The organism is Clostridium sp. JNZ J1-5, assembly GCF_053901425.1.
Genome location: NZ_CM132773.1, coordinates 86,329 through 109,698 on the forward strand (window position 1 = coordinate 86,329; position 23,370 = coordinate 109,698).

Here is a 23,370-nt window from a genome sequence, read left to right on the forward strand (position 1 = left end):
TTATTGATATATATAATATATTCTACTAAGAAATGAATTATATTAATGTAAAAAGGGGGAGTATACATATGTATAAATTAAGCTCAATAGATAAAATATCATTATTATTAGTGATACTAGGATCTATAAACTGGGGGCTTATAGGATTATTTAATTTCAATTTTGTAAGTTTCTTACTTAGGTCAATTCCATTAATAGAAAGAATAGTATATATACTAGTAGGACTATCAGGAATAAACACATTGTTATTTATTAAAAAGTGCAAGAGTAAAAGTTAGAAGTACAAAAATAAAAGGCTATTCAGCCTTTTATTTATTATTCCAATGACTCTATCAATCGCACCATTTCTTCAGTGGCTAGAGTTTCATCATCTCCTGAAGCTATAATCGTCACCTTAGAATCTTTAGTAACACCCAGTGATAGAACACCGATCAAACTCTTAACATTAGCCTTTTTGTCGTTATACTCTAAGTATATATCAGATTTGAATGAAGAGGCTTTTTTAACTAATAATGTAGCCGGTCTAGCATGTAAGCCTGTAGATGTTTTTACAATTGCTTCTTTTTGTACCATATCTTTTCACCTCTATAAAATTATTTTAGTTATTTATAATTATTATCATTATATCACTTTTTTCTAAAATTATAAATTATCTAATTTTAGATATAAAGTTTTCAATCCTGTTTAATCCTTCCACTATCTTTTCCATTGAAGTAGCGTAAGATAATCTTATATAATTATCTAAACCAAAAGCTATGCCTGGTATAACAGCTACTCTTTCAACTTCCAGTAAGGCATTAGAAAATTCTAAAGAGTTATTTATGGATATTCCATTTACTTCTTTACCAAATGAGCTTGAAATATTTAACATGATGTAGAATGCTCCATCAGCTTTTATACAAGATAAATTTTTCATAGTGTCAACTTTTGAAATCATATAGTCTCTTCTCTTAGCAAATTGCTCCACCATTAATACAAGTCCATTCTGTGGACCATTTAACGCCTCTAGAGCAGCATATTGAGATATAGAAGTAGGATTAGAAGTTGTATGGCTCTGAATACTAGACATTAATTTAATGATTTCTTTTGGCCCAGCTGCATAACCTATTCTCCAACCTGTCATTGCATAAGACTTTGATACACCGTTGATAACAATAGTTCTATTGTAGGCATCCTCACTTAATCTAGCAATACTTATATGAGTATTATCTCCATATATTAATTTTTCATATATTTCATCTGAAATTATTATAAGATCGTGCTTTTTTGAAAACTCTGCTATCATTAAAAGCTCTTTTTCAGTATAAACGGCACCAGTAGGATTATTAGGACTATTTAAAATTATAGCTTTTGTTTTTTCTGTTAGTGCTTTTTCTAAAGACTCTAAGGTATATTTATAATTATCCTCGTTCTTATTATCTACAAATACGGGTGTACCATATGCAAGTTTGATTAACTCAGGGTAACTAACCCAATAAGGTGTCGGAACTAACACTTCATCTCCTGGATTTAAAATGGCTTGGAAAACATTTGCTAAGCACTGTTTTGCCCCAGTTGAGATTATTATTTGATCGATTTTGTATGATAAATCATTATCCACTTTAAATTTTTCAACTATAGCTTCTTTTAATTCGTTTATACCTGAAGCTGGTGTATATCTGGTTAAACCACTTTCAATAGCTTTAATTGCTGCATCTTGAATGTTTTTTGGAGTATCAAAATCAGGTTCACCAGCTCCAAAACTTATCACATCTATTCCCTTATTAGCCATTTCTTTTGCTTTAGCCGTTATAGCCAAAGTCAATGATGGTGAAATTTTTTTTGCTTTTTCTGATAAAATCATTGTAACCCCTCCGTTTTTATTATGTAACTTTAATTCATTAAAATGTACTATAAAATATTATAAACATTTATCTCAAATTTTATAAAGGGCTTGACATTTCAAGCCCTTTATATTCTACAACAAATTATACTATCTTGGTTGAACAATTAACTTTATTGCTGTTCTCTCTTCGCCGTCTATTTCTACATCAGTAAAAGCTGGAATGCATACTAAATCTATTCCGCTTGGAGCTACAAATCCCCTTGCAATGGCTACTGATTTAATAGCTTGGTTAAGTGCCCCGGCTCCGATTGCTTGTATTTCTGCTGAACCTAATTCACGTAGTACACCTGCAAGTGCCCCAGCTACTGAATTAGGACTAGATTTCGCTGATACCTTTAATACTTCCATAATTAACCCCCTATTATGTTTAGACGTTCTGTAAAGTTATATGAACATTACAGAATATGTTTAGAATTATTAGTTTTTAATAAAACATATTGTTTTATTAATATATTCTACAAAAAAAATAAAAATCCTTTTGGAATTTGCAATTATGATGAAACAAATTTCAAAAGGATCTTGATTTACTTAAAAATTATTTAGCATATTCTATAGATCTAGTTTCTCTTATAATATTAACTTTAATTTGACCTGGATACTCTAATTCGTTCTCTATAGTTTTAACTATATTTCTCGCCATTTCAATACATCCAAGATCATCAACTACTTCTGGTTTAACCATAATTCTAATTTCTCTTCCGGCTTGTATAGCATAAGATTTATCTACGCCTTCATAGGAGTTTGCTATTTCTTCTAGCTTTTCTAATCTTTTAATGTACGCTTCTAAAGTTTCTCTCCTTGCACCAGGTCTAGCTGCGGAAATAGCATCAGCTGCCTGAACAAGTATAGCTTCAATCGATTCAGATTCAACATCACCATGATGTGCAGCAATAGCGTTTACTACGATTGGAGATTCGTGGTATTTTTTTGCCATTTCAGCACCTATTAAAGCGTGAGGGCCTTCTACTTCGTGATCAACAGCTTTACCAATATCATGAAGTAATCCTGCTCTTTTAGCTAAAGTTGGATCAATACCCAGTTCGGAAGCCATAAGTCCAGCTAAATAAGCAACTTCAATAGAATGTTTTAAAACATTCTGACCATAACTAGTACGATACTTCAATCTTCCTAAAAGTCTAATTAACTCTTGATGAAGACCATGTACTCCTGTTTCAAAAGTTGCTTGTTCTCCTTCTTCCTTGATATCATTTTCAACTTCTTTTTTGGCCTTTTCTACCATCTCCTCAATTCTTGCAGGATGGATTCTTCCATCAATTATAAGTTTTTCAAGAGCTATTCTCGCTACTTGTCTTCTAATAGGATCAAATCCTGATAGTATTACAGCTTCTGGAGTATCATCAATTATGAGATCAACTCCAGTTAATGTTTCTAAAGCTCTTATGTTCCTACCTTCTCTACCTATAATTCTACCTTTCATTTCATCATTAGGTAATGATACTACATAAACAGTACTTTCTGCTACATGGTCGGCAGCGCATCTTTGAATAGCACATGATATTATTTCTCTTGCTTTTTTATCAGCTTCTTCTTTAGCCTTATTTTCCATTTCTTTAATCATAATTGCAACATCATGCTTGATTTCTTTTTTAGTGTCTTCTAACAATAATTGACGAGCTTCTTCTGATGACAAGTTTGATAATTTCTCCAATTCTTGTCTTTGTCTTTCATAAAGCTCATCTATACCTGCCTCTTTTTCGCCTATTTCCTGTTGTTTCTTGGTAAGAGCTTCTTCCTTTCTTTCAATAGCCTCACTCTTTTTGTCAAGTAATTCTTCTCTCTGAATAATTCTTCTTTCAAGTCTTTGGATTTCATTTCTTCTTTCTCTTGAATCCTTTTCAAAATCATTTCTTAATTTGTGTACTTCTTCTTTTGCCTCTAAAATAGATTCTTTTTTTATAGATTCCGCACCTTTTTCTGCTTCTTCAATTATTCTTTTTGCGTTCATTTCCGCTTCTGCAATTTTTGCTTGGGAAATATTTTTTCTAACATATATTATCACAAAAATAGAAATTAAAATAACAACAATTATTAAAAAAGGTACTAATATATTTAAGTTATCGGCCAAATCAACACCTCCTTACTCTGTCCTATTTGGAATTCGTAAACAAGCGTCATCGAAGTTTAGAAAAGGTGTTATATTTGTTTATATATTAACCATTGTACATGTTAAACCAGTATTTGTATTCATTTTATATTATTTTTAAATTCGTGTCAAGTTTATGAAAAAAATGCTAATACTTTTTACTGTAATTTTTGAAATATAAAAGCAGCATTACTTTAATACTAAATTTAAAATTTAGATGATTTATAAAGAATGCTACTTAAATAATTAAATTATTGATTGTTATTTTTCTTCAACAACTTTATTGGTAGTATCTTTTTCTGCTTTGGTGTCATTTACTGCTAAATTTCTAAGTGGTAGGCTATATTTACTTCTTATTTGATTTTCTACTTCTACTAACACATTTGCATTTTCTCTCAAAAATTGTTTTGCATTTTCCCTTCCTTGGCCTAATCGCATATCTTTATATGAGAACCAAGAACCACTTTTTTGAACAATTTCGTTTTCAACACCTACATCAAGAACATTACCTTCTGCTGAAATACCTGTTCCGTACATTATATCAAATTCAGCTTGCTTAAATGGTGGTGCTACTTTGTTTTTCACAACCTTAACTCTAGTTCTACTTCCTAAATATTCATCACCCTGCTTAATTGAATCTATTTTTCTTACATCTAATCTAACGGAAGAATAGAATTTTAAAGCTCTACCACCAGGAGTAGTTTCTGGATTTCCAAACATTACTCCAACTTTTTCTCTTAATTGATTTATAAATATAGTTGCGCATCTAGATTTATTAATTGATCCAGTTAATTTTCTAAGTGCTTGAGACATAAGTCTTGCTTGAAGACCTACATGAGAATCACCCATTTCGCCTTCAATTTCCGCTTTTGGTACCAATGCGGCAACAGAGTCAACTACTATTACGTCTATTGCCCCAGATCTAACTAAAGCTTCGCATATTTCTAAAGCTTGTTCTCCTGTATCAGGTTGAGATACTATTAGATTGTCAATATCTACTCCTAAAGCTTTAGCATAAACAGGATCAAGTGCATGTTCTGCATCTATAAATGCTGCTGTACCGCCGTTTTTCTGAGCTTCAGCAACAATATGTAGGGCTACAGTTGTTTTACCAGAAGATTCTGGTCCAAATATTTCTATTACTCTACCTCTTGGAATTCCACCAATTCCTAAGGCTATATCTAGAGCTAGACTTCCTGTTGATACAGCTTCTACATTAAGTACATGATCTTCACCAAGTTTCATTACTGAACCTTTTCCGAATTGTTTTTCGATTTGACTTAGAGCTGCCTGTAATGCTTTCATCTTTTCATTATTCATAATATTAATCTACCCCTTTCAGGTTTACAATCACTAAAGTTCGAACATGTGTTCTAAATAAAATTATACAACATATTTAACTTTAGGTCAATAGTACAGAATAAAAGTTCCTAAGATTTTACATATAGGAACTTTTATAAGTTATATCCATTTTTTACAATTTTAATCATTATTTCATGCTAATTGCTTTCTTATTTTTAACAAAATAGTCTATTCCAGATACTAAAGTAGCTATTACAGAAATTATTAATATTATATAAGTTATGTTCTTAAGATACTGCCATCTAAAGATTAATGTGATCAAAGCACAAATTATAGCTGTCATTTGAGTTACTGTCTTGATCTTTCCCCACCAACTAGCAGCAATTACTATTCCTTCAGAGGCTGCAATTGACCTTAATCCAGTAACTGCAAATTCTCTTCCTATAATGATCATAGCCATCCAAGTAGGAACTATTCCATATTCCACAAGAGCAACTAATGCAGAGGTGACTAGTAATTTATCGGCTAATGGATCCATAAATTTTCCAAACTTAGTTATTTGATTTCTGCTTCTGGCGATATAACCGTCTAACTTGTCAGTTAAAGCAGCTATGATAAAAATAACTGTAGCTATAATAATAGAATATATATTATCAATTGATATAAATATTAAAAAAAAGGGAACTAAAATTATTCTAATTAGGGTAAGCTTATTGGCAAGATTCATAGTTAACAACTCCTATTAAATCGTATTCCAAGGCATCAGTTATTAATACCTCTGTAAAATCTCCTATACTTAATATATTATCACATTTAAAAAGTATTTCACCATCTATTTCTGGTGACATTTCATAATTTCTACCATAGTAATATTCATCTCTAATTCCTTCTACAATGACTTTATAAGACTTTCCTATTTTGGCCTTATTTTTTTCTTTAGATATCTTTTGTTGTATTATCATAAGTTCTTCTTGTCTAGCTTCTTTAACATATTCTTCAATTTGGTTAGGCATATTAGCTGCAGGGGTATCTTCTTCTTGAGAATATTTAAAGACACCAAGTTTATCAAATTTAGTATCTATTATAAAATCTTTTAACTCATTAAACTCTTCTTCTGTTTCTCCTGGAAAACCTACAATTATAGAAGTACGTAAACAAAGTCCATCTATGCTAGTCTTCATTTTATTTATATTATTAATTATTAGTTCTTTGGTAGTTTTTCTATTCATTCGCTTTAGAACTGAATTGCTAATATGCTGTATAGGAATATCTAAATACTTACATACTTTTTTATTTGATGCAACTTCTTTTATAAATTCATCTGTTATTTCTTCAGGATACGTATAAAGAATTCTTATCCATTCTATTCCTTTTATTTGGGATATAGAATTAACTAATTGATGTAATCTATTTTCATTATATAAATCTACACCATAAATGGAGGTATCCTGAGCAACTAGTATTATTTCTTTAACTCCCATTGATGCTAGTTCCTTAGCTTCATTTAGGATATTCTCTACACTTCTGCTTCTATATTTCCCCCTTATTTTAGGTATAATACAATAAGTGCAAAAATTATCGCAGCCCTCTGAAATTCTTATATATGCTACATGTCCTTGAGTAGTTAGTATTCTTTTACCTTCATTTATTGAAGAATCGCTATAGTTACATTTACAAACTTTATTGATTTTATTAAAGAATTCATCGATATAGCTTTGAATATTGCTATACTCATTTACACCAAGCATAACATCTATTTCAGGAATTAGTTTATGTAATTCTTCAGAATATCTTTGGGTTAGACAACCAGTTGCAATAATCATTTTACAATGTTTCTTTTTATATTGGGACATCTCTATAATTGTATCAATTGACTCTTGTTTAGCAGTTTCTATAAACCCACAGGTGTTAACTATTATTATATCTGCTTGATTGGGGTCATTAACTATTTCATTTTTTTCAACTAATTTACCTAGAAGTAGTTCTGAATCAATTCTATTTTTGTCACACCCTAAACTTACAAGTCCTATTTTATATTTAGTCACTAATTTTCCTCCTTAATTAAAAATCATTTATATGCCATAAAAATTATTTTAAAACTATTATTAGAATTTAACAAGTACTAATATTGCATTTCTAATTATTATTTTGAAAACTATCTGTATCAACTAAAACTTGTCTTGGTTTACTACCGTTTCTACCTGATATTATGCCTTCTTCTTCCATTTGTTCGATTATTCTAGCAGCTCTATTATAACCTATTCTTAATTTTCTTTGTATAAGTGAAGTAGATGCTTGACCAGTTTCTAAAACGATTTGTATAGCCTCATCTAAGAGATCATCCTTATCAGAATCTTTCTTATCAAAAGCGGTATTTATTTCATTTATAATATTTTCTTCATATTTAATCTCATTTTTTTGAGACTTTATGAAGTTTACTATTTTTTCAACCTCTTCTTCTGATATAAAGGCTCCTTGTATTCTGATTGGTTTAGATTCTCCTACAGGGTAAAATAGCATATCTCCTTTACCAAGTAATTTTTCGGCACCTGCTGAGTCTATTATAGTTCTAGAATCAATTTGACTGGATACAGCGAATGAAATTCTAGAAGGTATATTAGCTTTAATAACTCCGGTAATAACATCAACGGAAGGCCTTTGAGTGGCTATTACAAGATGCATACCTGCAGCCCTTGCCATTTGAGCTAGTCTTCCTATATATTCTTCTACTTCTCCTGGACAAACCATCATTAAATCAGCAAGTTCATCTATTACTATTACTATCCAAGGTAACTTTTCTCCAATCTTACCTTTATTGTAAAGTTCATTATAACCTTCAACATTTCTAACATTATTTTCTGCAAATAAATTATATCTTCTAGTCATTTCAGTTACAGCCCAATTTAAGGCACCTGCCGCTTTTTTAGGATTTGTAACAACAGGTATTAATAAGTGAGGTATATCATTGTATACATTCAATTCAACAACTTTAGGGTCAACTAACAACAGTTTCACGTTTTCAGGAGAATATTTATATAGTAGACTAACTATTAAAGTATTAATACAAACACTTTTTCCGGAACCTGTGGCTCCTGCTATCAACAAATGAGGCATTTTTGACAAATCAGCTACAACGCAATTGCCACCAATATCCTTGCCTACCGCAAAAGCAATATTTTTATTGAAATTTTTAAATTCTTCCGATTCTATTACTTCTCTTAGGTAAACTGGGGATACTTCTTTATTAGGCACTTCTATACCAACTGCACTTTTTCCAGGAATAGGAGCTTCTATTCTTATGCTAGATGCAGCTAAGCTTAATGCTATGTCATCTGACAAATGTGTTATCTTACTTACCTTTACTCCTGCATTTGGCTGCAGTTCAAATCTTGTAACAGAAGGTCCTTTTGTTACCTGAAGAACTTTAGCTTCAACCCCGAAACTTCCTAAAGTTTCTTCTAATTTAGAAGCATTATTAATTAAATCTCGTTTACTATTTTTGTTATAGTTGTTTGTTGGATTATAATTTAATAATTGAAGAGGAGGAAATATGTATTCTACCTTATCTTTTAAATAGCCTTCATTTATTTCACTGTCCAATTCTTTACTTATGTCTTCCATGGCTACTTCTTTATAGTCATCATTAATTTTATTAGGTTTATCATGTTTAACCTCTTGTATTTTACTATAAGATGCTCCAGGATCAAGTATTTTTATCTCTCTTTCTTTTTCAACTTTTTCTGATTCACTTATGTTGCTAGGATCTTCTGTAGATTTCATAAAGTTAACTAACTTTATTTTATTATTTAACCCTTTAATAAATGAAGATTGATTGGCGTCTTCTAATTTATTTTTACTAGAATTATTAATTTCAATAGATTCTTTATCATTTTTGTTATTTTTAGAAGTTTGTATTATGTCACCAAGAGATATTTGAAGTATTAAAATGAAGGAGATTATGTACAGAGATATAAAAATAATATATGAACCCATACTTCCAAATAACTTGTATAGAGGTATATCTATTAGATAACTAAGTATTCCACCATGCATTATACTTACTTCATTATATATTTTTTTAATACCGTATAGAAGGTTACCGTCTACGTAATATTTGTTAATATTTATCATTTGAATTAACATAAGTGAATTTAATAATAGTATAGTTATACCATAAAACCTCTTATTAAAATTTAATTTTCCATTTTTTATTATATAGCTTATTCCAACAAATATAATTATTAATGGAAAAAAATAAGAACCTAGCCCCATAAATGATATAATCATCCTTTTAACAGTTCTACCAACTATCCCTGATGAATTTGTAATAAAGATACTTAATATCATAAGTGTACCTATAGTAATTAAAATTATCCCCTTAATATCATTCTCAATTCTGGTTTTTTCACCAGTTGATTTTTTAACGTCTTTGGAATTTCGTTTTGCCATTCACACCACCTCTATTTTTAAGTTCTACATAGGAGTTAATTATCCTTTTAATATTATAAATCAAAACTAGCTAAAGGGAAATCTTTAGCTAGTTTTCTTTGTTTTTATTATCGATCATATTTTCCAAATGCTTTATGGCATTACTTAGCCCACCTACTTCATTTATTAATCCGTATTCAACAGCCTGCTTACCTATTAATATAGTTCCCATATCATTTAATAATTCGTCAGTTTGCAACATTAATTTTTTCAATGTATCCTTTTGGATATTAGAAGTACGAACGATAAAATCAGTAATACGTTCTTGCATTTTATTGAAATAATCAAATGTTTGTGGAACCCCTAATACTAATCCATTCATTCTTATTGGGTGGATTATCATTGTAGCTGACTGTGATATAAATGAATAATCTGCACATGTAGCAAGAGGAACGCCTATTGAATGACCTCCTCCAATAACTAAAGATACTGTCGGTTTACTTAAACTGCTAATCATTTCTGCAATAGCTAATCCTGCTTCAACGTCTCCACCTACAGTATTAAGAATAATAAGTACTCCTTCCACAGATTTATCAGTTTCTATAGATACTAGCTGTGGTATTACATGTTCATACTTAGTAGCTTTAGATTGAGGTGGTAATACTGAATGCCCTTCAATTTGTCCTATGATAGGTAGGATTTGAAACCTTTGCCCAGCTTGGCTTGTATCGGGAATTCCTAGCTCTTTTATTGAATCAATCTTATCTTGTTGGTTCTCTCTATTTTCTTCTCTTTCGCTCATATTATTCCCTCCTATTTCAAACATAGTGTTTGCTTAAGAGAGATTAACTATTCATATCATTGATTGTCTAGCTCAAATTCTTTATGTAATGCATTAATTGCAGCATCTGCGTATTTAGATTCAACCAAACACCATATAGTTGTATGTGAATCTGCTGTTTGTAGCACTTCTATTTTTTCCTTTATTAAAGATTTAAGTATTCTTGCCATTATACCTGGAATACCTCTCATTCTAGAACCTATTATAGCAATTTTACTACAGTCACTTACATAAGAATAAATTAACTCTAAAGATTTCATTATAGTATCAAATTTTTGAAAATCTTTACCATCTATTGTGAAAATTTTCTCGTTAGGGAATACATTAATTAAATCTATGCTAATTAAATTCTCAGCTAAAACAGGAAGTAAATCATGATAGTTATCGTTATCAAGGTTATCTTTTAAGCCAACCTTTATTTGGACTCTATCATTCATATGAGTTATTCCTGTTATAACATTTGTAGAATTTAAACATCCTATATTATCTATAATTGTGCCATCGCATTCACTCATTGTGTTTTTAATTAATAAAGGTACATTTCCCTTCATTGCTATCTCTACAGCTCTTGGATGGATAACTTTCGCTCCTTGATCTGCGAATTGAAAAACATCATTGTAGCTAATTTCCTTAATTAATTTTGCATCTTCTACTATTCTAGGATCAGCAGTCATAATACCATCAACATCAGTATATATTTCGATTCCCTCTGCAGCTAAAGCAACTCCTAATAAAGATGCAGTAACATCGCTTCCACCTCTACCTAGGGTAGTTATAAATCCATCTTCACTTATGCCTTGAAATCCTGTAACTACAGGAATTTTATTTTCTGATAAAAGTTTCAAAATAAGTTTTGTGTCAACATGCTCAACATTAGCATTATTAAAACTATTATCAGTTTTAATACCTGCCTGTCCACCAGTAAGAGGTACAGCATTAATTTTTTCTGAATACAAATCATTACACATAACTACAGAACTTATTATTTCGCCACAACTCATCAATAAATCCACTGCTAATTGATTAGCGTTTTTAAAGCTTTGTGACATTAAAGATAATAGGGTATCCGTAGCATAAGGCTCACCTTTTCTTCCCATTGCTGATACTACAACTACAGGATAGTATCCAGCTTCTTTGGCTTTAAGTATTTTTTTTATCACAAATTTTCTTCTTTCATAAGTAGATACTGATGTGCCACCAAATTTTTGTATAAGAATTTTCATAGTTACCTCCAATTAACTTATTTATAAGATTTTTTTACTTCATTTTCTTCTATATCTACAATTATAGTTTTTGCTCCAATTTTATTTACACAATCCCAAGGTAACTCTAAAAAATCATTACCTCCAAAAAAGCTAAAATGAGATTTGTTACTATTTATTATTAAAAGTTTCAGAAAACCATTTTCATCAATTACTACATCGTTATTAGAAAGATAATTATATTTCTCTCCGTTATTAATATTTATTATTTCGTATCTTTCTATCTCACTATACAATTTTGTTTTATCATCCATAACAAATTCCTCCTTAACACATATCATAAATATATTTATGATATGTGTTAAGGAGTTATTCTTATAAGTTAACTTTTTTTGGATTTCTGTAGGCTACTATATCTTCTTCTAAAGCAATTATTATTTTTTTATCGTTATAATTATCTCCTACAAAGGCTGAATTTTCAATCCCATGAGAGAATGTTTTTTCAATAACATCTGTAATTTGATTTTTATTTATAGCATCAATTTTTTTTATTACCTCTTCAGGTGTTATTATATTATTGAAAAATAGTGCAGTTCTTCCATTCCTAAACATTCTACTACTAGTGCTTTCTAAACCTAAAATAAAGTTACCCTTTAGTTGTTCTTTTAATTTAGTTATTTTTTCATTATTTATATTAGTGATTTTATGCGAAAAATCATCAAGTTCTTCTTTTATATAATTAATTGCATCTACTGCACATTTTGGATTCAATCCAGTATATATATTTACTAAGCCGCCATTAACAAAAGATGATATATATGAATATATGGTATAACACATACCTAATTCTTCTCTAATTTTTTGGAAGAGTATAGAAGAAGCTCCTCCTCCTAAATAGGTATTTATAAGCATTAAAGCATAAATATTTTCATCTCCTAGCTCTAATCCTCTAAATCCTAGATTAATATGAAGCTGTTCAATATTTTTTTGTAAGAATAAGTGATTATTTATAATTTGGGGATTACTATATTTAGTTATTCTTTTGTTAGATGTTTTCCATTGTCCAAAGTATTTTTCTATAAGCCTTTCAATAGTATTGACATCTACTTTTCCACTTATAGATATTACAGAATTCTCAGGTATATAATAAGAATTTACATATTCTTTTAACATGTTTCTATTAAAGGATTTAACAGTATTTATTGTACCCAAAATAGGTAATGCCAGTGAATCTTCATCAAATGCTGCTTTGCTATATAGATCCATTAAAACATCTTCTGGATTATCATTATTCATTTTTATTTCTTCAATAACTACATTTTTTTCTTTTTCAATTTCTTCTTCTGAGAATTTACTATTAAATAGCATATCAGATAATAAATCTAAACCTAGCTCTAAATGAGTATCTAATGTTTTTATATAAAAGCAAGTAGCTTCTTTGCCAGTAAACGCATTAATTTGACCGCCTACATCTTCTATGGATTCAACTATATTTTTGGAGCTTCTATTTTCAGTTCCTTTAAATAGCATGTGTTCTATAAAGTGAGATATACCATTATTAAGTTTATTTTCATTTCTAGAACCATTTTCAATCCATAGCCCTACTGTAACAGAGTTAACATAGTCTATGCTTTCGATAACAACTCTCAATCCATTTTTTAATCTAATTAAGTTGTACATTAGTCCTCCTCATAAAATAAAATAAAAAGGCATCACTGCCCTTCTACTCTTAGTTATTATTATCTTGTTCAACTTCGGATTCTTTTATAGCATCTTTTCTTGAAAGATTTACTCTTCCCATTGAATCAATTTCTGTAACTTTTACTAATATTTCATCTCCTACAGAAACAATATCTTCAACTTTATTTACCCGTTTAACATCTAATTTAGATATATGAACTAACCCTTCTTTACCAGGTAAAATTTCAACAAAAGCTCCAAAGTTAGATATTTTAGTGACTTTACCTAAGTAAATTTCACCTTCTTTAATTTCTTTGCTATAGCCGTTAATCATTTCTAAAGCTTTATTTCCAGAATCATAATTTTCAGCAGTTACAAATACTGTACCATCATCTTTAATATCAATTTTTACGCCTGTTTCATCTATAATTTTATTTATAGTTTTTCCGCCAGCACCTATTACATCTTTAATCTTTGCGGGATTAATTTTAATGGTAAATACTTTTGGAGCATAAACTGATACTTCTTCTCTTGGACTTGGTATACATGCATTCATAACTTTAAGTATAGAAAGTCTAGCTTCTCTAGCATCGGACATTGCATTTTTTATACATTCATTAGATAGTCCTTCTATTTTAGTATCAACTTGTATTGCGGTTATTCCTTCTTCAGTTCCAGCTACTTTAAAGTCCATATCTCCAAAAAAGTCTTCTAATCCTTGGATATCTGTTAAAACCTTCTCTTGTTGTAAATCTTCGCTTGTAACTAATCCCATTGCTATACCTGCAGCTGGTCTTTTGATTGGTACACCAGCATCTAATAGAGCAAGAGTACTACCACATACACTAGCTTGAGAAGTTGATCCATTTGAACTTAGTACTTCAGATACTAATCTAATAGCATATGGAAATTCTTCTTCACTAGGTATTAAAGGTTCAAGTGCTTTTTCAGCTAATGCACCGTGACCTATTTCTCTTCTATTTGGTCCTCTTAATGGCTTTACTTCGCCTACACTATAAGATGGGAAGTTATAATGATGCATATATCTTTTTGAAGTTTCTTCTCCAATACCATCTAAAATTTGAACTTCACTTATAGATCCTAAAGTAGCTACAGTCATTACTTGAGTTAATCCTCTAGTAAATAATCCACTTCCATGAGTTCTTGGTAAAAGAGAAACTTCAGAAGAAATATGTCTGATTTCCTTAAATCCTCTAGCATCTGGTCTTCTATTTTCATTAAGAATCATATTTCTTACTACTTCTTTTTGTATCTTATAAATTGTTTCAGATATATCAGACAAATTATCTGGATATTTTTCGCTAAATTGTTCATTAGCTTTTGTTTTTACTATATCTATAGCTTCGTTTCTTGAATCTTTATCTGTTATATACATAGCGTCCTTTATCATATCAAAAGCAAATTCTCTAACTGCAGCTGCAACTTCTGGATTAACTTCATATAAGTTTAATTCTGATTTTTGTTTTCCATACTTTTTCATGGCTTCTTCTTGGAAAGCAGCAATCTTTTTACATTCCTCAAACCCAAACATAATTGCGTCGTACATTGTATCTTCAGGTATTTCTTGACCACCTGCTTCTATCATCATAACTCTATCTTGAGTAGCACATACAGTTAAGTCTAAGATACTTTGTTCTCTTTGCTTTGAAGTTGGATTAATAATAAATTCTCCATCAATTAAGCCAACTGATACAGTGCCTACTGGTTTTGTAAAAGGAATACTTGACAAGCATAATGCTAATGATGCACCATTCATTGCTAATATATTCGGCAAATTATCTTGATCAACAGATAATACTGTACATACAACTTGAACGTCGTTTCTATAGCCATCAGGGAATAATGGTCTTAATGGTCTATCGATTGCTCTTGCATTTAATATAGCTTTATCTGAAGGTCTTCCCTCTCTTTTTATAAATCCTCCAGGTATTTTTCCTACAGCATATAACCTTTCTTGATATTCAATACTTAAAGGGAAGAAATCAACCCCTTCTCTAGGTTCAGCTGAAGCATTTACGTTTACTAGTATAACTGTATCTCCATAACTTATAACTAAAGCACAATCTGATAACATACCAACTTTACCAAATTCGCCTTTGAGTGTCCTTCCAGCTACTATTGTTTCAAAACTTTTAGCTTCATTCATAAGTATACCCTCCTTTCAATATATCGCCTATTAGTATTATTACCCGTTATAATAAGTTTAATAAAAAAGATATTTTTTTAAAATAATAGAGCGGTACTAGCCCGCTCCAAACTATTTTCTTAATTCTAATTTTTTAATTAAAGTACGATATCTTTCAATATCTTGATCTTTTAAGTAATTTAAAAGACCTCTTCTTTTACCAACCATCATTAAAAGACCTCTTCTTGAGTGATAATCTTTCTTGTGTTCTTTTAAATGGTTGTTTAAGTGATTAATTCTTTCTGTTAATAATGCAACTTGAACTTCTGGAGAACCAGTATCTCCTTCGTGTGTTGCATATTGAGTGATTATTTCCATTTTTCTAGCCTTTTCCATGTAAAGCACCTCCATTTTTGTAATCCCCTTTATTCCATGAATAACGCCGGCCAGTCAGTATTCATAGGATAAGGTTCACAAGTATTATAACAAATAACAATTAAAAAGTAAATTATTTTTTTACATTAATTAGTTGTTAGCTAAAAATTTTGATTTTTTGCGTAATCTTTATCTTTAGCTAATTGGCAAGCTAATTGTTCAATAGATTCAAATTTCTTTTCATCTCTTATTCTTTTGTAGAAGTATATTCTCATAGTTTCACCGTAAACATCTTTATTGAAGTCTAATATATGAGTTTCGATGCTAAGCTTTTTATCCTTTACAGTGGGATTGTATCCTATATTAGTTATACCTTTATATTTCTTATTGTCGTATTCAACAATAGTAAAATAAACTCCACCTCTAGGAAGTATAAATTTTTTATCGTAGTCTAGGTTTATTGTTGGAAATGAAATTTTTCTTCCTAATTGTTTACCCTTTATTACTTTACCTTCAAGCATAAAAGGCCTTGTTAAAAAATAATTTGCTTTTGTTATATCTCCTTCAGATATTAAATGCCTTATCTTAGAACTACTTATAATTTCTCCATTAACTTTTACAGGATTAAGGATGTGAACTATAAATCCAAGTTTTTTACCCAGCTTTTCTAGCAATTCAACATCACCTAAGTTTTTATATCCAAATCTATAATTAAATCCTACAATGAATCCTTTAGCATTATAATGCTTAAGCATATTAGATATAAATTCCTCTGGAGTTATCTTCATAAATTCTTCATTAAATTCTGCATAATTTAAAATGTCTATTCCTATATCTTCTAGAAGTTTAGTTTTAACATTATTTGAAATAATGAGCTTAGGAGCCATTTCCTCATTAATTATAGTACGAGGATGATTTTTAAAGGTAAATATCATACTTTTAGCATTATCTTTTGCAGCTAACTCTATAGTCTTATTTATAAGACTCATATGACCTAAATGTAATCCGTCGAAACTCCCAAGGGCTATATATGTTTTATCTTCTAAATTAATTTTAAAATTATCTTCATATACTATCATTTATTTAACTTCAACTCCTAAAGAAATAGTTTCTCTATTTTAAATCCGTTTTCATTTCTTAGTCCAATTCCGATAAACGTTCCGTTATTATTATAAACCCTATATACTGTATTATTATCGGTCTTAGGTAATAGCTTTTTATCACCTATACATACTCCATTTACAAGTAATTTTTCCGCTTTTGGATTTACTTCTATTTTATCATAATAACTAAAAACTTCATCTATATGAATTAAGAATTTTTCAATATTATTCTTGTTTAAATCTTCTAGTTTAACAGAATTATTTTTAGAAAAACTACCACTTTGTATTCTTTCTAGGTTCCACATTGTTGCACCGCAATTTAGATTCTTCCCTATATCGTAGCATAAACTTCTTATATAAGTCCCTTTAGAGCATTTAACATTAAAGGTTACATAAGGAATTTTAACTTCTAAAATTTCAATGTCAAAAATTTTAATCGGTCTAGATTCTAATTCTACCTCAATTCCTTTTCGTGCTAATTCATAAAGCTTTTTTCCGTTGACTTTTATAGCAGAATACATAGGAGGAACTTGAAGTATATCTCCTTTAAAAGAATTAATGCATTTTATAATCTCTTCTTCTGAAACATTGATTTTATTAGTTTCTAAAATTTTGCCTTCTCTATCATAGGTATCTGTAACTACACCTAGCTTTAACTCAGCTTTATATATTTTAAAACCGTTCATAATAAAATCTACAGCTTTAGTAGCCTTACCTATACATACAGGTAAAACCCCAGAAGCTAGTGGGTCTAAGGTACCAGTATGTCCTATTTTCTTTATTCCTGTTATTTTCTTTATATCTCTTATCACATCAAAAGAGGTTATTCCAACTGGTTTGTATACATTTATTATTCCGTCCATTACACCAACTCTTTTTCTATTTTATTAATTAATATTTCCTTAATTTCATTTATACTTCTAGTGCTGGAAAATCCTGATGCTTTAATGTGTCCACCACCACCAAACTCTTCGGCTATTTTTCTAACATCAAGTTTGTTTTTAGATCTTAGACTAACCTTTGTTCCCTCATCAGATTCTTTTATTAGAATTGTTACCTCTGAATTATCTATTTGAGTTCCTAAAGCTATAATATCAGAAGTATCACCGTTATCCATATTAAATTCATTTAGCATAGCTTTAGTAAGCTCCATAATACACATTTTTCCATCTAAAGACAATGACATTTTATCAATTACTTTGCCATATAATTTAATTCGAGAAAACTTTTTGTTTTCAAATATAATTCTATGTATTTCTGTAAAGTCGAATCCAGTATTTATTAACTCACCTGCAATATTATGAGTTAAGTTTGTGGTGTTAGAGTGTTTAAATGATCCAGTATCGGTGAGTATAGAAGTGTAAAGACAAGTTGCAATATCTTTATCTATTGATATTTCTAGACTTTTAAGGATGCTATATATAATTTCTGCTACTGCTGCTGCATTTATTTCAACATAATTTATATCTCCATATAAGTCATTTGAAAGATGATGATCTATGTTTAATAATTTATAATTTCTATTTTCTATATCTAAATTAGAGTTTATTCTATCTATATTACCGCAATCAACAACTACTACAGTATCAGTACCCTCTAGAACATGATCAATTTGTTTATTTACTTCTCTTGAAAAAGGGAGATAAGTAAAAGTTTCTGGCAATGTCTCTTTTGACATTATATAAACTTCCTTGCCCAATTTAAGAAGTCCTTGCATTAAAGCAAGGGAACTTCCTAAAGAGTCTCCATCAGGAGATACATGGCAAGTGATACCTATTTTTTTACTTTTACTTAAGGTTTCTATAATATGATTAAAATCACTTTTTATCATTTTTGTTTCTCTCCTTTAAATCACTTAAAAGAGTATTTATGTGCATACCTTGTTCTATACTATTATCTAGTTCCAAAATAATTTCTGGAGTGTACCTTAGATTAATTCTATGACCAACTTCACGTCTAATAAATCCTGCTGAACTTTTTAGTGCTTCTAAACTTTCCTTTTGAGATTCATCATTACCAAATAGACTAACAAATACTTTAGCATATCTTAAATCATTTGTTACTTCTACCTTAGTTACACTAACCATTGCAGTAAGTCTAGGATCGCTAATTTCATCACGAACTATATTACTGATTTCTTTCTTTATTTCTTCGTTAATTCTTCCAAGTCTATGCTTAGCCATGTAACTACCTCCTTTGAACACTATATTGGTCTTATATAGTTTTTGGCTTAATTTCTTCCATTACATATGCTTCTATATGGTCACCTTCTTTTATGTCATTGAACTTTTCAATAGTTATACCACATTCATATCCGGAAGCCACTTCTTTTGCATCATCTTTGAATCTCTTTAGTGATGAAATTTCTGATTCAAATATAACTATTCCATCTCTTATAATTCTTACGCTGCTGTTTCTAGTAATTTTTCCGTTTAATACATAGCATCCTGCTATAGTTCCAACAGTTGATATCTTATAAGTCATTCTAACTTCTGCTGTACCTAAAATAACCTCTTTATACTCTGGATCTAGCATACCTAGCATTGCAGATTTTATATCTTCTATAGCATCATATATTACTCTGTATGTTCTTATATTTACGCCTTCTTTTTCTGCAAGTGATGATGCATTACTTGCTGGTCTAACATTAAAACCTATTATTATAGCATTAGAGGCAGCTGCTAATGTTACATCTGTTTCTGTTATAGCTCCTACAGCTCCGTGTATTACTCTTACTTTAACTGAATCTGTAGATAGCTTTTCTAATGATTGTATGACTGCCTCAACAGAACCTTGAACGTCAGCTTTAACAATTACATCAAGTTCTTTTACTTTTCCTTCTTGAATTTGATTATATAAGTCTTCTAGAGAAACTCTATTAGTTGAGGTCATACGCTCTTCTCTTAATTTTTGTTTTCTGCTTTCTGCCATATTTCTAGCTGTTTTTTCATCTTTTACTACATTAAATCTATCTCCTGCATCTGGAACTTCAGAAAGACCAAGTATTTCAACAGGTATAGATGGACCAGCTACTTTAATATTTTTTCCCTTATCATCAAACATAGCTCTTATTCTACCATATGTAGAACCAACAATTATAGAGTCTCCTACTCTAAGAGTACCATTTTGAACTAATAGTGAAGCTACGGGCTCTCTTCCCTTATCTAATCTTGCTTCTATTACAGTACCTTTAGCTTTTCTATTAGAATCTGCTTTTAATTCTTCCATTTCAGATGTTAAAACAACCATTTCAAGTAGGTTATCAAGTCCTTCTTTTGTGTGAGCTGATACTGGGACAGTTATTATATCTCCACCCCAATCTTCTGGTATTAAACTGTATTCTGTTAATTCCTGTTTTACTTTATCAATATTTGCACCAGGTTTATCAATCTTATTAATAGCTACAATTATAGGAACTCCGGCAGCTTTGCAATGGTTTATTGCTTCAACAGTTTGAGGCATTATTCCGTCATCAGCAGCAACTACAAGAATAACAATATCTGTGATTTTAGCTCCTCTTGCTCTCATAGTTGTAAAGGCTTCGTGTCCTGGTGTATCTAAAAATGTTATCTTTTCTCCATTAACTTCTACAGTATAGGCACCGATGTGTTGTGTAATTCCGCCAGCCTCTGTAGTAGTTACTTTAGCTTCTCTTATAGCATCAAGTATAGATGTTTTACCATGGTCAACGTGTCCCATAACAGTTACAACCGGTGGCCTTTTTTCTCCACAATTATCTTCTGTATTATCTTCGATTTCTTCTAAAATAACATCAGCAGTTGTATCCTTATGTACTACAATTGCATCAAATTTTTCAGCAAGTTTTTCAGCTGTATTAAAGTCTAATTCCTGATTTATTGCAGCCATTACTCCCATAAACATTAATTGTTTTATAACCTCAGTAATTGGGTTTTTTAGCTTATCAGCTAATTCTTTAACTGTTATAGTGTCTTCAATTTCTACTACTATTTCTTCGCTCAAATTTTCTCTCGTTTCCGCTTCCGCACTTTCATTTTGTTTTTTATTTCCTTTTTTCTTGCTTTTTACTATTACTTTTTTATCAATTTCTTCTTCATATTCGTCTACTATACTCTTCTTTAGATTTTTCTGCGATTCGTTTAAAGAATTTTCTTCAGCTTCGCTAAAAATTTCTTTAATTAATTCTGCATCTTCCTCATCTAACACACTCATGTGATTTTTAACCTTTATATTAAATTCACTTAATAGTATGTCTATCAACTCTCTACTTGAAATGTTTAATTCTTTTGCTAATTCATATACTCTTGTTTTAGCCAAAACATTCACCCCCAATAAGTATCTTGATCAATTTACTTTTCTACTTGATTTGATTCAATCTCGCTTCTCAGTTTATTATAAATTTCTTCATCTATCTTAATACCAAGATTTCGCTCAAGTCTTTTAGTTTTAAATGCTGCTTCAAAGCATTTAAGATTTTTGCAAACATATGCTCCTCTGCCAGGCTTTTTACCAACTAAATCTATAGATATTTCATTTTCTTTATTTTTTACAATCCTAATTAGTTCTTTTTTAGGTTTCATTTCTGAGCATCCAGTACACATTCTTTCTGGTATCTTTTTTACTTTCATAAATAAAATTACCGCCTTTCATAATAGATTACTCAGATACTTGTGATTGGGTTTTTATATCAATTTTCCAACCAGTTAACTTAGCTGCGAGTCTAACATTTTGACCTTCTTTACCTATAGCTAAGGACAATTGGTTATCTTCAACTAATATTCTTGCTACTTTATTCGCTTCATCTATTTCCACATCTAAAACCTTAGCTGGGCTTAAAGCATTGGCAATATATTTTTCAGGAAGTTTATCCCATTTAATTATATCTATTTTTTCGTTTTTTAATTCATTTACTATACTTTGAACTCTCATTCCTTTAGGTCCTACACAAGCACCAGTTGCATCAACATTTTCATCATTGGAGTGAACAGCTATCTTTGTTCTAAATCCAGCTTCTCTAGCGATGCTTTTAACTTCTACTACTCCTGTATATATTTCAGGAACCTCTAATTCAAATAATCTTTTTACTAACCCAGGATGAGTTCTAGAAACTACAATTTGAGGCCCTTTTGTAGTATTTTTAACTTCTACTATGTATAGCTTTAATTTATCGTTGAAGTTATACTCTTCACCGGGCATTTGTTCATTTGGTCCAAGCACTGCCTCTATTTTTTCCAAATCAACAAATACATTTCCTTTATCTTTTCTTATAACTGTGCCAGTGATTATATCATATTCTTTAGATATAAATTCATTGTATATTACTTTTCTCTCAGCTTCTTTAATCCTTTGTATTACAACTTGTTTAGCTGTTTGAGCTGCTATTCTTCCAAAACTTTTTGGAGTAACTTCAATATCTACTATATCTTCCAATTGATATTTTGCATCAATTTTTCTAGCTTCTTCAATAGACATATCATTGACTGTTAATGGTTCTTCAGTAACTTTCTTTTGAATATAAACATGGATTTCTCCAGTATCTCTATTAATAGAAACCTTAACATTTTGTAGGTTACCACCTACTTTAGCGTAGTTCTTTTTATAAGCTGATACTAATGCATCTTCAACAGTATCAAATAATAAATCTTCACTAATACCTTTTTCTTTAACAATTTCTCTTAAAGCTTCAATAAATTCTCCGTTCATTTTAAGACCTCCTAAAACTCCCCTTTTAAAATGATCTTCTTCACTCTATCTCTTGGAATATCTATATTAGAAATTTCATTTTTAATTATTATTGATTTATCATTAAATTCCAACAATTCGCCTTCAAATTTTCTACTTCCATTAAATAGTTTTGATAGTTTAATAACTACATTACTGTGTATGTACTTTTTTAAATGGCCATCATTATACAATATTCTTTCAATACCAGGAGAAGATACTTCTAAATAATAGGCATCTTCAATAGGATCAGTTTCATCTAGAACATCACTTATTCTTCTACTTACTTTTTCACAATCTTCTAAAGATATGCCTTCTGGCTTATCTATATATACTCTAAGATAATTTTCATTTTGCTCCCTTACATACTCTATATGATAAAGTTCATAATTCAATTCTAGCACTATTGGTTCTATCAATTGTGAAAGTCTATCTAATAAAAAGTTATCTTTCATTTCTAGCCCTCCTTACTTTTAGTTTTCTCAATTTCTAATTAAATAATCAGACATTAATGAAAAACGCAACAAATTAGTTGCGTTTTTACAAATATAAAGAGTGGGTTTCATACCCACTCTCATGCTAAAATTTATCTGCAAAGTATCCT

The 23,370-nt window shown here is 30.1% G+C and carries 23 protein-coding genes; 1 reads left to right on the forward strand and 22 read right to left on the reverse strand.

Annotated features, from left to right (window positions below; genetic code table 11):
- Positions 1-68: 68 nt before the first annotated feature.
- Positions 69-278 (forward strand): DUF378 domain-containing protein, encoded by a 210-nt coding sequence (locus tag ACWW38_RS00510; protein WP_456258879.1) that lies wholly within the window; start codon positions 69-71, stop codon positions 276-278.
- Between the two features lie 37 nt (positions 279-315).
- Here ACWW38_RS00510 and ACWW38_RS00515 read toward each other — a convergent pair whose 3' ends face one another.
- The 22 genes from ACWW38_RS00515 to rimP form a co-directional block, all read right to left on the reverse strand.
- Positions 316-573, reverse strand: a complete 258-nt coding sequence (locus tag ACWW38_RS00515) for an HPr family phosphocarrier protein (RefSeq protein WP_456258880.1) — start codon at positions 571-573, stop codon at positions 316-318.
- A gap of 76 nt (positions 574-649) precedes the next feature.
- Entirely contained in the window at positions 650-1,843 is a 1,194-nt protein-coding gene (locus tag ACWW38_RS00520; protein WP_456258881.1) for a pyridoxal phosphate-dependent aminotransferase, read from the reverse strand.
- A gap of 129 nt (positions 1,844-1,972) precedes the next feature.
- Positions 1,973-2,233 carry a stage V sporulation protein S gene (locus ACWW38_RS00525; protein ID WP_456258882.1) on the reverse strand — a complete coding sequence of 87 codons (261 nt, stop codon included), beginning with the start codon at positions 2,231-2,233 and terminating at the stop codon, positions 1,973-1,975.
- A gap of 187 nt (positions 2,234-2,420) precedes the next feature.
- Positions 2,421-3,935 (reverse strand): ribonuclease Y, encoded by a 1,515-nt coding sequence (gene rny / locus ACWW38_RS00530; protein ID WP_456260382.1) that lies wholly within the window; start codon positions 3,933-3,935, stop codon positions 2,421-2,423.
- A gap of 315 nt (positions 3,936-4,250) precedes the next feature.
- A complete protein-coding gene (recA, locus tag ACWW38_RS00535; RefSeq protein ID WP_456258883.1) occupies positions 4,251-5,309 on the reverse strand; it encodes a recombinase RecA in 1,059 nt (352 codons plus the stop codon).
- Between the two features lie 169 nt (positions 5,310-5,478).
- The gene (gene pgsA, locus ACWW38_RS00540) at positions 5,479-6,018 is read right to left on the reverse strand and encodes a CDP-diacylglycerol--glycerol-3-phosphate 3-phosphatidyltransferase (RefSeq protein WP_456258884.1); all 540 of its coding nucleotides are present in this window, start codon (positions 6,016-6,018) and stop codon (positions 5,479-5,481) included.
- On the reverse strand, positions 6,002-7,336 hold the full coding sequence (gene rimO / locus ACWW38_RS00545) for a 30S ribosomal protein S12 methylthiotransferase RimO (RefSeq protein WP_456258885.1): 1,335 nt from the start codon (positions 7,334-7,336) through the stop codon (positions 6,002-6,004). The genes pgsA and rimO overlap by 17 nt, the downstream gene beginning before the upstream one ends.
- Before the next feature lie 91 nt (positions 7,337-7,427).
- Entirely contained in the window at positions 7,428-9,740 is a 2,313-nt protein-coding gene (locus ACWW38_RS00550) for a DNA translocase FtsK 4TM domain-containing protein (protein ID WP_456258886.1), read from the reverse strand.
- An 88-nt stretch (positions 9,741-9,828) separates the two neighbouring features.
- Positions 9,829-10,521, reverse strand: coding sequence for a ClpP family protease (locus tag ACWW38_RS00555; RefSeq protein WP_456258887.1), 693 nt, complete (start codon positions 10,519-10,521; stop codon positions 9,829-9,831).
- A gap of 56 nt (positions 10,522-10,577) precedes the next feature.
- Positions 10,578-11,783 carry an aspartate kinase gene (dapG, locus tag ACWW38_RS00560; RefSeq protein WP_456258888.1) on the reverse strand — a complete coding sequence of 402 codons (1,206 nt, stop codon included), beginning with the start codon at positions 11,781-11,783 and terminating at the stop codon, positions 10,578-10,580.
- A gap of 17 nt (positions 11,784-11,800) precedes the next feature.
- Positions 11,801-12,076, reverse strand: coding sequence for a YlmC/YmxH family sporulation protein (locus ACWW38_RS00565; RefSeq protein WP_456258889.1), 276 nt, complete (start codon positions 12,074-12,076; stop codon positions 11,801-11,803).
- A gap of 61 nt (positions 12,077-12,137) precedes the next feature.
- Entirely contained in the window at positions 12,138-13,442 is a 1,305-nt protein-coding gene (locus ACWW38_RS00570; RefSeq protein ID WP_456258890.1) for a M16 family metallopeptidase, read from the reverse strand.
- Between the two features lie 49 nt (positions 13,443-13,491).
- On the reverse strand, positions 13,492-15,609 hold the full coding sequence (locus ACWW38_RS00575; protein WP_456258891.1) for a polyribonucleotide nucleotidyltransferase: 2,118 nt from the start codon (positions 15,607-15,609) through the stop codon (positions 13,492-13,494).
- Between the two features lie 111 nt (positions 15,610-15,720).
- Positions 15,721-15,984, reverse strand: coding sequence for a 30S ribosomal protein S15 (gene rpsO, locus ACWW38_RS00580; protein WP_456258892.1), 264 nt, complete (start codon positions 15,982-15,984; stop codon positions 15,721-15,723).
- 140 nt (positions 15,985-16,124) lie between these two features.
- Positions 16,125-17,042 carry a bifunctional riboflavin kinase/FAD synthetase gene (locus ACWW38_RS00585; RefSeq protein ID WP_456258893.1) on the reverse strand — a complete coding sequence of 306 codons (918 nt, stop codon included), beginning with the start codon at positions 17,040-17,042 and terminating at the stop codon, positions 16,125-16,127.
- A gap of 17 nt (positions 17,043-17,059) precedes the next feature.
- Entirely contained in the window at positions 17,060-17,929 is an 870-nt protein-coding gene (gene truB, locus ACWW38_RS00590; RefSeq protein WP_456258894.1) for a tRNA pseudouridine(55) synthase TruB, read from the reverse strand.
- A complete protein-coding gene (locus ACWW38_RS00595) occupies positions 17,929-18,897 on the reverse strand; it encodes a DHH family phosphoesterase (RefSeq protein ID WP_456258895.1) in 969 nt (322 codons plus the stop codon). Before ACWW38_RS00595 ends, truB begins: the two co-directional genes overlap by 1 nt.
- Positions 18,884-19,249 (reverse strand): 30S ribosome-binding factor RbfA, encoded by a 366-nt coding sequence (rbfA, locus tag ACWW38_RS00600; protein WP_456258896.1) that lies wholly within the window; start codon positions 19,247-19,249, stop codon positions 18,884-18,886. The genes ACWW38_RS00595 and rbfA overlap by 14 nt, the downstream gene beginning before the upstream one ends.
- A gap of 31 nt (positions 19,250-19,280) precedes the next feature.
- Positions 19,281-21,362: a translation initiation factor IF-2 gene (infB, locus tag ACWW38_RS00605; protein WP_456258897.1), complete on the reverse strand. Its 2,082-nt coding sequence runs from the start codon at positions 21,360-21,362 to the stop codon at positions 19,281-19,283.
- Between the two features lie 32 nt (positions 21,363-21,394).
- On the reverse strand, positions 21,395-21,673 hold the full coding sequence (gene rnpM / locus ACWW38_RS00610) for an RNase P modulator RnpM (protein WP_456258898.1): 279 nt from the start codon (positions 21,671-21,673) through the stop codon (positions 21,395-21,397).
- 28 nt (positions 21,674-21,701) lie between these two features.
- Complete coding sequence (gene nusA, locus ACWW38_RS00615) at positions 21,702-22,748, reverse strand: transcription termination factor NusA (protein ID WP_456258899.1); 1,047 nt, start codon at positions 22,746-22,748, stop codon at positions 21,702-21,704.
- A gap of 11 nt (positions 22,749-22,759) precedes the next feature.
- Positions 22,760-23,221 (reverse strand): ribosome maturation factor RimP, encoded by a 462-nt coding sequence (gene rimP, locus ACWW38_RS00620; RefSeq protein ID WP_456258900.1) that lies wholly within the window; start codon positions 23,219-23,221, stop codon positions 22,760-22,762.
- Positions 23,222-23,370: the final 149 nt, after the last annotated feature.